This is a genomic window from Streptomyces sp. P5F9 (assembly GCF_057961495.1).
In genome coordinates this window covers 1-12,534 of sequence record NZ_JBXVPZ010000288.1, presented here as the reverse complement: position 1 = coordinate 12,534, position 12,534 = coordinate 1, and the positions used below count along the sequence as shown (strand labels likewise).

At 70.7% G+C, this 12,534-nt stretch carries 13 protein-coding genes; 4 read left to right on the top strand and 9 right to left on the bottom strand.

Annotation, left to right across the window (positions count from 1 at the left end):
* Positions 1-450: 450 nt before the first annotated feature.
* Entirely contained in the window at positions 451-789 is a 339-nt protein-coding gene (locus AC31A1_RS34220) for a hypothetical protein (protein ID WP_489657036.1), read from the bottom strand.
* A 193-nt stretch (positions 790-982) separates the two neighbouring features.
* On the opposite strand from AC31A1_RS34220, the gene AC31A1_RS34215 reads away from it, so the two are divergent.
* Positions 983-1,453: a potassium channel family protein gene (locus tag AC31A1_RS34215; protein WP_489657035.1), complete on the top strand. Its 471-nt coding sequence runs from the start codon at positions 983-985 to the stop codon at positions 1,451-1,453.
* Between the two features lie 200 nt (positions 1,454-1,653).
* On the opposite strand, the gene AC31A1_RS34210 is transcribed toward AC31A1_RS34215, so the two are convergent.
* The 4 genes from AC31A1_RS34210 to AC31A1_RS34195 all read right to left on the bottom strand — a co-directional run bounded on the left by AC31A1_RS34210 (position 1,654) and on the right by AC31A1_RS34195 (position 7,124).
* Positions 1,654-3,156 carry a carboxylesterase/lipase family protein gene (locus AC31A1_RS34210; RefSeq protein ID WP_489657034.1) on the bottom strand — a complete coding sequence of 501 codons (1,503 nt, stop codon included), beginning with the start codon at positions 3,154-3,156 and terminating at the stop codon, positions 1,654-1,656.
* A gap of 48 nt (positions 3,157-3,204) precedes the next feature.
* Positions 3,205-4,686 carry an MFS transporter gene (locus AC31A1_RS34205; protein WP_489657033.1) on the bottom strand — a complete coding sequence of 494 codons (1,482 nt, stop codon included), beginning with the start codon at positions 4,684-4,686 and terminating at the stop codon, positions 3,205-3,207.
* 84 nt (positions 4,687-4,770) lie between these two features.
* Positions 4,771-5,988, bottom strand: coding sequence for a sensor histidine kinase (locus AC31A1_RS34200; RefSeq protein WP_489657032.1), 1,218 nt, complete (start codon positions 5,986-5,988; stop codon positions 4,771-4,773).
* A 98-nt stretch (positions 5,989-6,086) separates the two neighbouring features.
* On the bottom strand, positions 6,087-7,124 hold the full coding sequence (locus AC31A1_RS34195; RefSeq protein ID WP_489657031.1) for a zinc-dependent alcohol dehydrogenase: 1,038 nt from the start codon (positions 7,122-7,124) through the stop codon (positions 6,087-6,089).
* A gap of 251 nt (positions 7,125-7,375) precedes the next feature.
* Between AC31A1_RS34195 and AC31A1_RS34190 the strand changes: the two genes are divergently transcribed.
* The gene (locus tag AC31A1_RS34190; RefSeq protein WP_489657030.1) at positions 7,376-7,879 is read left to right on the top strand and encodes a MarR family winged helix-turn-helix transcriptional regulator; all 504 of its coding nucleotides are present in this window, start codon (positions 7,376-7,378) and stop codon (positions 7,877-7,879) included.
* 479 nt (positions 7,880-8,358) lie between these two features.
* Here AC31A1_RS34190 and AC31A1_RS34185 read toward each other — a convergent pair whose 3' ends face one another.
* The 4 genes from AC31A1_RS34185 to AC31A1_RS34170 form a co-directional block, all read right to left on the bottom strand.
* A complete protein-coding gene (locus AC31A1_RS34185; RefSeq protein WP_489657039.1) occupies positions 8,359-9,165 on the bottom strand; it encodes a M55 family metallopeptidase in 807 nt (268 codons plus the stop codon).
* A 156-nt stretch (positions 9,166-9,321) separates the two neighbouring features.
* The gene (locus AC31A1_RS34180) at positions 9,322-9,597 is read right to left on the bottom strand and encodes a class I SAM-dependent methyltransferase (protein ID WP_489657038.1); all 276 of its coding nucleotides are present in this window, start codon (positions 9,595-9,597) and stop codon (positions 9,322-9,324) included.
* A gap of 93 nt (positions 9,598-9,690) precedes the next feature.
* Positions 9,691-10,599 (bottom strand): SAM-dependent methyltransferase, encoded by a 909-nt coding sequence (locus tag AC31A1_RS34175; RefSeq protein ID WP_489657029.1) that lies wholly within the window; start codon positions 10,597-10,599, stop codon positions 9,691-9,693.
* Positions 10,596-11,420, bottom strand: a complete 825-nt coding sequence (locus AC31A1_RS34170) for an alpha/beta hydrolase (protein WP_489657028.1) — start codon at positions 11,418-11,420, stop codon at positions 10,596-10,598. Before AC31A1_RS34170 ends, AC31A1_RS34175 begins: the two co-directional genes overlap by 4 nt.
* Before the next feature lie 160 nt (positions 11,421-11,580).
* On the opposite strand from AC31A1_RS34170, the gene AC31A1_RS34165 reads away from it, so the two are divergent.
* Complete coding sequence (locus AC31A1_RS34165; RefSeq protein WP_489657027.1) at positions 11,581-12,366, top strand: sulfite exporter TauE/SafE family protein; 786 nt, start codon at positions 11,581-11,583, stop codon at positions 12,364-12,366.
* Between the two features lie 33 nt (positions 12,367-12,399).
* A partial coding sequence (locus AC31A1_RS34160) for a precorrin-6A/cobalt-precorrin-6A reductase (RefSeq protein ID WP_489657037.1) occupies positions 12,400-12,534 on the top strand: 135 nt, incomplete at its 3' end.

Sequence of the window (12,534 nt, the reverse complement as noted above, 5' to 3'; positions counted from 1 at the left end):
GGGTAGGGGCGCGTCCTCGTAGGCGGGAGGCAGGCCAGGGCGTCGCACCCCTGCGGGTGGGAGACGGGTCGGGGCGTCCCGTCCTCCGGGTGAGGGCGGTGTGCTTGGGCGCGCCGCCCACTGGAGCGAAGGGTGCGCTTGGGTGTGCTGTTCCTTCGGATGGGTGGCACGTCAGCGCGTTCCGTCCTCAGGGCGAGGAGAGTGCCGTTCACCGGGGCGAGGGATCCGCCTGGGCGAACCGTTCCTTCCGGCGGGTGGCACACCAGTCCCGTCCTCCCGGGTGAGGGGCGCCCCGGGCGTGGCGTTCTCCCGGGTGCCCGGCGCGTCGGGGCCTCTCATCCGCTGGGGGAGGGGTGTGCGTGAGAGTGCAGTCCGCTCGGGACCTCAGTGGGTCCGTCCTTCGGGTCAGCGGCACGTACGGGCGCGGCGTCCCCTCGGGTGCCCGGCGCGTCAGTGTGTCTCGTCCTCCGGCGGGCCGGAATGCCGGTGCGGCAGGTGCAGACGGTGCTCGTGCGGCGGCCGGGGTTCGTGCTCCGCCTGGCGCGCCCGTGCCGCCAGTCCGGCCTCCAGCACATTCACCGTGCGCCCGCCGCACTTGGGGCAGATCGCGTCGGCGAGGGGTGACCTGAGGGCCTTTCCCTCCTCGTCGACGTACTCCTGTGTGGTCAGGCCGGAGGCGTCCGTCGGGTCGGTGAAGAACATCACCTGGAAGGTGGCCTCCCAGCAGTGGCCGCAGTCACCACAGGTGAAGGCGAAGGTCTCCGGCACGGCTCGGGGGTCCGCGGTCATGGCAGGGGCCTCCGTGGTGTGGGGCGGTCGGGGTCTGGCGGCGAAGCAGTGCCCCCAGCGCACAACGCCGCAGGTCGTACGGCAACTCGAACGCTCCGCCCGGCATGCTCGCACCCTCGCCCGCCCCGACACTGGCCCCAGGCCGGGACGAGCTCCGGCCGCCGGCCCGGCACCCTGACGCGAAGGAGTGACCATGCTGCCCGGATTCCTCACCAGGGCGGTCGAGTTGCTGCTCGGCAGGCAGGGCCGCTCGCTCCACCTGAAGGCGGCGGGCGGTGCGGCGGCGGTCCTCGGCGTGGTGATGCTGGTCGGTTCCTGGGCGGTGGTCGCCGCCGAACAGGGAGCGCGCGGCGCCAATCTGACGACGTACCCGAAGGCCCTGTGGTGGTCGATCGAGACGGCGACCACCGTCGGATACGGCGATTTCTACCCGGTGACGTTGTGGGGCCGCGTCGTCGGCTCGGTGGTCATGGTCACCGGCATCACCACCTACGGACTTGTCACCGCGGCCCTGGCCACCTGGTTCGTCGGACGGGAACAGCGTCGCCGGCATCATCTCGCGCACGGGGCACAGGAGTTGGGCGAGGAGGCGGTGCGGGCTCTGCACGAGCGCTTCGACCGGCTGGAGCGGATGGTGGCCGGGAAGGGCGAGGACTCGGGGTGAGGCGAGGGGAAGACGGGCGTACCGCCGGGAGGGGCGAGGAACTGCTCGCCGGCCGGACATGGGTGTGGCGCCCTCCGGCATGGGCGTGACCCCTCACGACTGCCCACGCCCGCGTGATGCCACCGACCGCGACACCTCACCCCGAGTTCTTGCCGATCACGGGCGATCCCGCGCCCACCGAGGCGGACGTGTTGCCCGGGTTACTCGGCCAACGTCACCGCACCGAAGGCATACCCCTCCCACAGCCGCCGCGAGGCCTCCTCCGGATACGCCGTGACCACGGGCTCAGCGTCGAGCACCTGCACCGACCGCCCCTCGGTGTCGTACGCGGGCCACCCCGGGTCACCCGTCCGCGCGAACGCCGTCCAGGACGCCCGGAAACGGGACGACAGCGCCAACGCCTCGGGCGAGGGTGCGACGTCCGCGAACAGCAGATTGCCCAGGTCGGCGGTGAACGTGCCGAACAGCAGCGGGATGTCGAGGCCGTGGCAGGCACCCAGTACTCCGCCCAACCCCGGGGCGGGCCAGGTGAGTTCGTAGACGTGGACGCGTCCGCCAGCGGCGACCTGCGCATCCGCCAGACGCACGCAGGGCATGCGGAACACCCGGTCGGAGTGGACGAGTTCGTACAGCTCGCCGGGGGAGGCGTCCGGGAAGGCGGTGCGGTAGGCCTGTTCGGATTCGGGGCCCGGGCCGAACCAGCGCAGTGCGGATGCCGCGTCCTCCTCGGTGATCTTCCCGAGCTGGCCGCCGAGCGCGGTGAACAGGCGGAATTCGTCCCGGTTGTGACCCAGGATCAGCTCAACGTCCCGGGCCGCGCCCGCCGCGACACCCTGCCAGGGTGTGGTGGGCAGCACCTCGCCGTCGACGACGGGTGCGAAGGGGCTCAGCGTGTGGGCGAGGCCGCCCCACCGGTCCTCGTACTGGTGCATCTTGGTGGTCAGCGTCTCGCCCGCCGCGGGAAGTTGACGCGGGTCCACGGTCGCGAGGTCGGCGGCCGTGGGGCGCAGTCCCGCCTCGGCGGCGATGGCGGACGCGATGTCCCTGGCCAGCGGGTCGGAGAAGACCGGGCTCGGCGGACTCTGCGCGATGGCCCGGCGGAACAGTCCGGCGGCGCTCGGCATGACCAGCAGCGAGGCAACCGACCCGGCACCGGCCGACTCGCCGAAGACAGTGACCTGTTCGGGGTCGCCGCCGAACGCGGTGATGTTCTCCCGCACCCACTCCAGTGCGGCGACCTGGTCGAGCAGCCCGCGGTTGGCGGGGGCGCCGTCGATCCGGGCGAACCCCTCGATCCCGACTCGGTAGTTGAAGGTCACGACCACCAAGTCGCCGTCCCGGGCGATGTGTTGGGCGTCGTAGCCGGGGCTGCCCGCGTGTCCCAACTTGTAGGCGCCGCCGTAGATCCACACCATGACCGGCCGGCGGGCCGCCGGACCGGGAGCGGGCGTCCACACGTTGATGGTCAGCCAGTCGTCGCCCGTCGCCGCCTCCAACACGCCCCGGCGGCCCTGGAATCCGGACTCCTGCGGGGGCGGCGGCCCGAAGTCGCCGGCCTCGCGCACCCCGTCCCAGCCGCGCACCGGCCGGGGTGCCTGGAACCGTGCCTCCCCGACGGGCGGTTCGGCGAACGGGATGCCGCGGAAGACCGCCAGCCCGTCCTCCAGCCGCCCGCGCACCGCACCGGCGCCGAACCGCACCACGGGTGCGCCGGCCGAACCGACCGCCGTGTGCTCGATGGCCAGAATGCCTTACGCCTTGGCCTCGGCGACCTCGGGAGCCGGGGTCGGCTCCCCGTCGGCCGATGCCTCAACTGCCTTACGGGCCTTGGGGATCAGGCTCGCCAGGAAGAAGGCCAGCAAAGCGGCTCCGGCACCGATCGCCATGACCACCTTGAAGCCGTTCTCCGACGGAAGGGCGCTGCCGCCGAAGTCGGTGGTCATCTGGGCCAGGATCACACCGGCGATGGCGCTGGCGAAGGAGGTGCCCAGGGACCGCATCAGGGTGTTGAGGCTGTTCGCCGCGCCGGTCTGGGACGGGTCGACCGCGCCCATGATCAGGGCGGGCAGGGCGCCGTAGGTGAAGCCGACGCCGGCACCGATGATGCAGGACACCAGGACGAGGTGCCAGACCTCGGACATCAGCAGGATGTTGAGGGCGTAGCCGGAGGCCACGATCAGCGCGCCGATCATCAGGGTGACCTTCGGGCCCTTGGCCTTGGTGACGCGGGCGGACACGGCGGACATCGCCATCATGACCAGGCCCTGCGGGGCGAGCACCAGGCCGACCGCCAGCATCGACTTGCCCAGGCCGTAGCCGGTCTGCGTGGGCAGTTGCAGCAGCTGGGGGAGGACCAGGGACATCGCGAACATCGAGAAGCCGAGGGCGATCGAGGCCAGGTTGGTGAACAGCACCTGCGGCTTGGCGGTCGTCCGCAGGTCGACCAGCGGCTGCGGACTGCGCAGCTCGTACCAGCCCCAGGAGAGCAGGATCGACACGGCGGCGATGCCGAGGATCAGCGTGGTCGCGCTGGTCCAGCCCCAGTCGGAGCCCTTGGAGATCGCGAGGAGCAGGGAGACCAGTCCGGCGGAGAGCCCGACGGCGCCGACCAGGTCGAAGCGGCCGCCGGTGCGGATCTTGGACTCGGGCACGACCAGCAGGACCAGCAGGAAGGACACGGCGCCGAGGACGGCGGAGACCCAGAAGAGGAGGTGCCAGTTGTAGTGGTCGGCGATGAAGGCGGCCGAGGGCAGACCCAGGGCGCCGCCGACGCCGAGCGAGGCGCTCATCAGGGCGGTGGAGCCGGCCAGCCGGTCGCTGGGCAGCACATCGCGCATGATGCTGATGCCGAGCGGGACGACCGCGGCGGCCAGACCCTGGAGCGCGCGGCCGATGACCATCGGGACCAGCGAGTCGGCCAGGGCGCAGACGACCGAGCCTGTCACCAGCAGGATGATGCTGGTCAGCAGCATGCGGCGCTTGCCGAACATGTCGCCGAGGCGGCCCACGACCGGGGTGGCCACGGCCGCGGCCAGCAGGGTGGCGGTGACCGCCCACGCCGTGTTCGACGCGGAGGCGTTCAGGTACTTCGGCAGCTCCGGGATGATCGGGATGACCAGGGTCTGCATGAGCGAGACGACGATTCCGGCGAGGGCCAGCACCGCGACGACGGCGTTCGACCTCGGCGGAGCGGAGGAACCCGCTTCGGCGGGTCGGGCAAGGGCGTCGGACATGGCAGTGCCTCCATCTGGAACGAGCGTGACGACCGGGACGAGCTGACTTGCTTGACTCACTCAACCATAATGAGATTGATTGACTTACGCAAGTGAATTCTGGGTGTGGGGCAGCAGCGGCAGTTCGGTGACGACCTCGAAGCCGCCCTGGGGCCGGTGTCCGGCCCGGAGCCGGCCACCGGCGGACAGGGCGCGCTCGCGCATGCCGATCACGCCGTAGCCGTCGGCCGGACCGGGGGAGGAAGGCGTCCGGGGGGAGGCGGGTGCCGTCGTGCCGCCGTGGTCGGTGACGGTGATGCCCAGCCGGTCGTGCGCGTAGCTGAGCCGTACCTCCGCCGAGCCGGTGCCCGCGTGCTTGGTCACGTTGGTGAGCGCTTCCTGCACGATGCGGTACGCCGTGAGATCCGCGCCGGCGGACAACGGCCGTGGTCTGCCTTCGGTGTTGACGGTGACGGACAGCCCGGCGGGCTCGAACGAGGCGGCCAGCTCGGCGAGTTGGGCCAGTCCAGGCGCGGGCCCCGACGGGGTGTCGGCGTCGTCGGCGTGACGCAACAGGCCGACGGTGGCCTTGAGTTCGCGTACGGCAGACAGGGTGGTGCCCGCGAGTTCACCGGCGATCCGCTCGGCCTCCTCGGGCCGGCTGCGCATCAGCCGTACGACCGTGCCTGCCTGGAGGTTGGCCAGGACGAGGTGATGGGCGACGACGTCGTGGAGGTCGCGGGCGATGCGCATGCGTTCCTCGGTGACGCGGTGCCGTGCCTCTTTCTCCCGGGTCCGTTCCGCGTGGTCGGCGCGCGCCTGCACCGCCTCCAGGTAGGCCGCGCGGAGTCGGGTCGTGGTGCCGAGGGAGGTCGGCAGGAGCAGCCAGAAGGCCGGCCCGACCAGCTTCAGGACCAGGGGTTCGGCGTCGGGTCCCACGACCAGGGACGTGCCCAGGAGCAGGGCGATGCCGGAGGCGGTGAAGAGGTTCGCGGTGGTCCGGTCGGATCCCCGGGCCAGGGTGTAGAGCGCGACCATCAGCGGTCCGATCACCAGGACCGTGAGGATGTAGCCGAGCGCGGCCACGGCCATGGCGCAGCAGAGGGTGACCACCACCGTGGTGCAGGGCAGAGTGCGCCGCCACCACAGCGCGACAGACGCGAGACCCACGACCAACACGCCTGGCCACCAAGGGACTTCGAGGTCGCGGCCCGGGAGTGTCATCACAGTGCCCGGGAAGGAACAGGCGAAGAGCGCGGCGGCGATGGCCAGGTCGACGGTGCGGGGATGGCAGCGCAGCAGCCGCTGCAGACGGCGGATCATGGTGTGGAGATCATGAGGTGGGGGTTCCTGTCCGAGTAGGCCGGCCGCGGTTCCCGCCATCGGCCCGTGGCCGACTGCGGGAACCCGCGGGCCCGCGCCTACTCGTCGAAGGTGACGACGATCTTCTCCGCCGCGCCCGGCGTCAGCGCGAGCTCGAAGGCGTGCTCGACCTCACCGAAGGGCACTCGGTGACTGATCAGCTTGGCGAACCGCTCGTGGTGCTCGACGATTTCCCGCGTGACCTCGAAGATCTCGGTGGGGTAGCCCTGCGAGGCGATCAGCGTCAGCTCGCTGCGCAGCATCCCGCCGAGGTCGATGTCGGCGCCCTTCTTCTGTACGGCGACCATCACCAGCTTCGCGCCCCACTTCGCGGAGTCGACCGTGGTGTTGACGACCGCGGCGACACCGGCGGCGTCGATGTAGATGTCGGTGCCGGGGCGGGGCTGGCCGAGCGCGTTGGCGGCCTGGCCGTGCAGCTCGGTCAGCCGGGCGGTGACGTCCTCCTCGGCGGAGTTGATCACGGCGTCCGCGCCGACGGCGAGGGCGGTCTCCAGGCGCGAGGCGATGACGTCCGCGACGACGACGTGCTCGACCCCGCGCAGCTTCAGCCAGATGGCCGCGCCCAGACCGATGGGCCCGGCGCCGAAGATGACGACCTTGTCGCCCGGCTCGGCCCCGGAGCGGTTGACGGCGTGCCGGGCCACGGCCATCGGCTCGTTGAGGGCGGCGACGTCGAACGGCACGGTGTCGGGGAAGACGGTGACGCTCTTGCCGATCTCGCAGTCCTCCAGGAGGAGGTAGTCGCTCATGGCGCCGTGCTTGCCGCCGCAGCCGATGATCCCGGTGGGCGCGCCCTGCGGGTTGACGACCACCCGGTCCCCGGCCTTCAGGCCCTCGACCTCGGCGCCGACCTCGACGATCTCACCGGCCGGCTCGTGGCCGAGAGGGACCGGGACCATGGCGCCGCCCGATCCGAACGGGCCGCCGCCGAGATGCAGGAAGAAGGTGTCGGTGCCGCAGATCCCGCAGGCGCGGATCTTCAGCAGGGCGTCCTTCGGCCCGGGCACCGGACGCTCGACATCCACCACGTCGATCTTGTCGACGGCGCCGGTCTGTACGGACTTCATCGTGGCCATGAGGGGGACTCGCTTTCCATGTGCGTGAGGGGTGTCACCGGCCCGGCGGCGGACGGGGGGAGTACTCCGGTCGCCGGGCCGGTGACCGCGCCGTACTCCGTCCCCACGGCGTACGGCGCGATGGGGACACCTCCGCTTAGGTGACCCCAGCTCTGGACTTGCTTGAGTTAGGCAATCATAAAAGCGTTACTTGAGTCAAGCAACCGTTCCGACTTTGCTTAACTCAGGCAAGTAGCTGTTACGGTGGACGCATGTCCACACTGCCACCCGTAACAGCGCCCGTTCCGGAGGACGTAGCCGAGATCGAGCGGGTCCTCACCCGTATCGCCTACCTGGCCGGACGGGCCCGGCAGCACGAGCGACTGATGGCGCTGGCCGGGCTGCCGCTGGACCGGGCCGCCGTGGCGATCCTCCGCTACATCGCCGAGAGCGAGCCGCTGCGCCCCGGGGTGCTGGCGGTCCGGATGTCCGTGGAGGCATCCCATGTCACGCGCCAGCTACGGCAGTTGGAGCAGCTCGGCCACGTGGTCCGCATCCCGGACCCCGACGACGGCCGCGCCCAGCGCGTCCAGCTCACCGACAGTGGCCTTGCCGCGGTCAACCGCATCCGGGACGCGAGCCGCCGCGGTATCGAGATGGCACTGATCCACTGGTCCGCCGAGGACCTGCGACAGCTCGCGGGCCTCTTCCACCGGCTGGTCGACGACTTCGTCACGCATGCGGAGGCAGCCGTGGACGTCGAGCCGACCGCCTGACGGCTCGGGAACCCGGCCGTACCCGGGGCACGTTACGACCTTGACGGTGATGCCGGGCGTGGTCTGTGCCCAGGTGCTGAACTCGTCCTCGAACCGTTCCTGCTCGTCGGGGATGGGGATGGAGGCGAGGGTCTTGCGGATGGCGTGGGAGGCACCGCCCGTCGGCATTCATTCGGCCGACGCGGGGCCACCCGCCGGTAGTCCCGCACTGTCGAATACTTCGTATCCCGTTTGCTGGGGGCGGAAGGGCGGGAGAGGGCTGAGGCAAGACGGTCGGCTCCCACCGGCTACGCCCCGGCACTCCGCGCAGACAGCCTTCACACCGCCCTGAACCGCTTCGGTCTCCGCACCCCCGGCACAGCCGCAGCCCGGCATCGTCGCCCGTGACCACGACCGGCCTCAACCGGGGAACGCCGTTCCTGTCCGTGCGGCCACCGTAGGGCTGGAGCCGATGTCCGCCCAGGTGTTGCTCTCGGTGGTCAGCAGTACGGCGGCTGGTTGGTCAGGGACGCTGCCACCCGCGTCCACACGCCGAACAGCCGATAGAGGCTGGGCAGAGCGCCCTGCGCCTGGACGGTCCGCGTGTCCGTCAAGGTGACCCCTGGAATTCCCAGGAGCGTCGAGGCCACTGAGGCCGACTGCCAGCGGACCGTGAGGGCGGACTGGTCCGCAGGGACCGCAGACACCTTCGGCACTGTGGAGAGACCGACAGCGACCGCTTTCTCGATTGCCGCGCGTGCTTCTTCCGCCGGCCGCAGCTCTGCCGCGAAACGGTCCCGCGCGTACTTCACGGCCACGGTCGTCACCGAGGCGTCCCACTCCGTCATCTCCGCGCAGGCGCAGTCGTCACCGGTGAGGACTGTGACCGGAACGCCGATGGCGGCCGCGGTGGCGTGGGCCAGGCCGATCTCGCCCACAGGCCGGCCGTCCAGCCACATGTCTTCGATCTCGTGCCCCATGAAGCTGTGACTCAGTACGCCGAGCGCGCCGGCCCGCGCGTGGTGGCCGACGCAGATCAAGGCGTCGTACTCGGGGGTGAGGCCTTCGAGCATGAGCATCTGCTTGGGCTTGCCGCGGATGAGCCGGGCCGCCGGGTGCAGGGATTCGGGCAGGAGGTTGCGCATGGGGCCGTGCGCATCGTTGACGGTGATGTCGGTGGCGCCGGCCGCGACGGCACCGCGGATGGCGGCGTTCGCATCCTCCGCCATCATCAGTCGTCCGCGCTCGTAGTCCCGGAGGGTCCGGTACGCCTCCGGGTGGGTCTCAGAGGCCTCCGTTACGGGCATCGGCTCGGCCAACTCATCGACGCGGAAGCCGCCTTGGCGCAGTGCGGAGAACGTGGCGCTCAGCGGACGACGGTAGAAACGCACCTCGGTGGGCTGATCGCCGATGGGCCAGGTCTCCGTGATCATCTCGGTGGCGAAGTAGTCCCGGTCGGCGAATCAGGCGCTGTCGTCGCTGTGGTGGACGGACAGGACGAACGCGCCGGCGGGCACAAGGACGCGGTGCGGCTCCTGGAGTGTGGGCCCCCAGTCCCGGAGACAGTGCAGGACGAGTGAGGCGGTGACGAGGTCGACCGAGGCGTCGGGTACGAAGTCCAGGGGTTCGGCCAGGTCGGCCCGGCGGAACCGGGCATACTCTCCGTGGCGGCGCTCGGCCTCCCGGATCATGACCTCACTGGCGTCCAGACCGAGCACATCCGCGCCACGCTCGGCCAGTTGCCGGGACGGCGATGATCTTTTTCAGGCCGCGGTCGGGCAGGTAAGGGGCTGTGCCGGGTCTCTCCCGGGACAACCGCGCAACTCGGCCTCTCAGACCTTGAAGCCGACCCCGCCGTACAACGAGACCGGTCCCTCGCCGAGCGGGGTCTCGCCCTCCGCGAGTTCTGGATGCCACTCGGACACGGACACGATGCCGGGGTCCATCGGCTCAAGTCCCTTGAAGATGCTGCTCACTTCGGCGTGCGAGCGGGCCACCAGGGTCACCCCGCCCGCCGCGTAGGCGGCGATGCCCCGCTCGACCTTCTCCCGTTCGAGGTCGGCCGTCATCGCGGACACGACGAGGCAACTGCCCGGCGCCAGCGCGTCGATGAGGGTGGCCACCAGCTCGTGGGCGCCGTCCTCGTCCGGGATGAAGTGCAGCAGGGCGATCAGGGACAGGGCGATCGGGCGGTCGAAGTCGAGGACGCGGGCCGCCTGTTGGAGGATGGTGAGCGGTTCGCGGGCGTCGGCCTGGATGTACTCCGTCGCACCCTCGGGCGTACCGCGCAGCAGCGCGGCGGCGTGGGCGAGCACGATCGGGTCGTTGTCGACGTACACGACCCGCGCGTCCGGCGCCGTGGACTGGGCGATCTGGTGGAGGTTCGGCGCGGTCGGTATCCCGGTGCCGACGTCCAGGAACTGGCGGATGCCCGACTCCCGGACGAGCATCCGCGTCGCCCGCTGCATGAACCAGCGGTTGGCACGCGCGGTCCGCGGGGCGCCCGGGTCAAGTGACGTGATCTGTCTGCCGAGTTGCTCGTCGACCGGGTAGTTGTCCTTGCCGCCGAGGAACCAGTCGTACACCCGCGCCGGATGCGGCTTCGATGTGTCGATCCGCTGGACGGCCGGCTCTGTCCCGGTCGCACGATGCTCCTCTGCTCGACTGTGCGCTACGACGACACCCACGCGGGCTGTGTACGGCGACTCCCGCGGGCTGTGCGAGAAGTCTGGCACGGTCATGCCGACCGGGTGGTCGCGTTCAACACCCCGTCCAGGAAACGGATCAGGTCCGCGAAGACCCCCGCGCGGTTCGTCTCGTGGAACACCTCGTGCCGGGCGCCCGGATACACGTACTCGGTCAACTCGCCGCCGTTCAGCCGCTCCACGCCGACCCGGCTGCCGGCGAGCGGGACGAGCCGGTCGTCACCGCCGTGCAGCCAGAGCAGGGGGAGTCCGCCGATGTTCCCCAACTCGCCCACGGTCTGGAGGGTTTGGGTAAACGCCTCCAGCGTCGGCCGCTTCATCGGCCCGTGCCAGACCAGCGGATCCGCCGCGTACGCCGTACCGACGCCGGGGTCGCGGGAGAGCGAGGCCGGGCTGATCGGGATGTCGGGGATCTCAGGGAGGGCGAGCAGTCGGCCCGGCAGTTCCCAGGTGCCGATCACCGGTCCGGACAGGACGAGCGCGGCCAACTCGTCGCCGTAGCGCTGCGCGAAGCGGGATGCGATCAGGCCGCCCATGGAGTGGCCGATCAGGACGAGGGGGACGCCCGGGTGTGTGGCGCGGGCCAGGTCGGCGACGGAGTGCAGGTCCGTGACCACGTCCTCGAAGTCCTCGATCAGCACGCGCTCGCCGGCCGATGTGCCGTGGCCCTGGTGGTCGGGGCCGAAGACCGCCGCGCCGTTCGTCAGCAGTACGGCGGCCAACTCGGCGTAGCGGCCGATGTGTTCGCCGTATCCGTGCGCGACGAGGGCGACGTAGCGCGGGTGTTCGTGCGGCCACTCGCGTGCGGTGATCGCGCCCCGGGTGCCCGTGAGGGTGTGCTCGCGGGTGTCGGCCATGTGTCCTCCGGCGGTGTCGGGAAGGTCCTGGTCCCCGGTGATCTTCCCAGGGGACCCGCGGGTCGTCAGCACTCCGCCGCACCGGGGCGCGGCCGGCAGGGGCCATTTGCCGAGACACTCCTTACGCTGCCAGATGTAAGGACATACCATCGGTCCTCGCATGAACACGATGACTCTCTGGCACATATCCGGCTGGGAATTCGCCGCCCTCGCCGCCGCGGCCCTGCTCGTCGGCTTCTCGAAGACCGCCGTGAGCGGGGCCAACACGGTCAGTCTGGCGATCTTCGCGGCCGTCCTGCCCGCCCGCGCCTCCACCGGCGTCCTGCTCCCGATCCTGATCGTCGGCGACGTCCTCGCCGTCCTCACCTACCGGCGGCACGCCCACTGGCCCACCCTGTGGCGGCTGTTCCCGGCGGTCGCGGCGGGAGTCGTGATCGGGACACTGTTCCTGGTGTGGGCCGACGACGCGGTCGTACGGACGTCGATCGGGGCGATTCTGCTGTTCATGGCGGGGGTCACCCTGTGGCGCCGGCGCAAGGCGGAGGCCGTGAAGGCGGCTGCCGACGAGCCGGACTCCGTCACCACGAGGTCCGGCCGGGCGAAGGCGCGCTCGTACGGTGTGCTCGGCGGTTTCACCACGATGGTCGCCAACGCGGGCGGCCCGGTGATGTCGATGTACCTGCTCTCCGCCGGCTTCCGGAAGCTGGGCTTTCTCGGCACGTCGGCGTTCTTCTTCCTGATCGTCAACGTGACCAAGGTGCCCTTCAGTGTCGGGCTCGGTCTGATCGACGGGCACTCGCTTCTGCTTGACGCGGCGCTCGCGGCGTTCGTCGTGCCCGGTGCGTTGATCGGCAAATGGGCTGTGAACCGAATCAACCAGCGATTGTTCGAGCAACTCGTGATCGCGGCGACGATCATCGGCGGACTGCAACTGCTCCTCCGCTGACCTCTCGGCCCCGTGACCTCGTACGCTCACCGCATGTCCCCGCACATCCTGATCCTCGGCGGCACCACCGAGGCACGTGAGCTGGCCACCGAGCTGACGGCAGTTCCCGAGGTGAGGGTGACCACGTCCCTCGCCGGGCGGGTGTCACGGCCGGGGGCGGTGGCAGGG

Excerpts from the sequence above, each read along its gene's own strand:
- AC31A1_RS34220 (WP_489657036.1), bottom strand. The coding sequence starts at position 789 with ATGACCGCGGACCCCCGAGCCGTGCCGGAGACCTTCGCCTTCACCTGT.
- AC31A1_RS34215 (WP_489657035.1), top strand. The coding sequence starts at position 983 with ATGCTGCCCGGATTCCTCACCAGGGCGGTCGAGTTGCTGCTCGGCAGG.
- AC31A1_RS34205 (WP_489657033.1), bottom strand. The coding sequence starts at position 4,686 with ATGTCCGACGCCCTTGCCCGACCCGCCGAAGCGGGTTCCTCCGCTCCG.
- AC31A1_RS34200 (WP_489657032.1), bottom strand. The coding sequence starts at position 5,988 with ATGATCCGCCGTCTGCAGCGGCTGCTGCGCTGCCATCCCCGCACCGTC.
- AC31A1_RS34195 (WP_489657031.1), bottom strand. The coding sequence starts at position 7,124 with ATGGCCACGATGAAGTCCGTACAGACCGGCGCCGTCGACAAGATCGAC.
- AC31A1_RS34190 (WP_489657030.1), top strand. The coding sequence starts at position 7,376 with ATGTCCACACTGCCACCCGTAACAGCGCCCGTTCCGGAGGACGTAGCC.
- AC31A1_RS34185 (WP_489657039.1), bottom strand. The coding sequence starts at position 9,165 with ATGCCCGTAACGGAGGCCTCTGAGACCCACCCGGAGGCGTACCGGACC.
- AC31A1_RS34175 (WP_489657029.1), bottom strand. The coding sequence starts at position 10,599 with ATGACCGTGCCAGACTTCTCGCACAGCCCGCGGGAGTCGCCGTACACA.
- AC31A1_RS34170 (WP_489657028.1), bottom strand. The coding sequence starts at position 11,420 with ATGGCCGACACCCGCGAGCACACCCTCACGGGCACCCGGGGCGCGATC.
- AC31A1_RS34165 (WP_489657027.1), top strand. The coding sequence starts at position 11,581 with ATGAACACGATGACTCTCTGGCACATATCCGGCTGGGAATTCGCCGCC.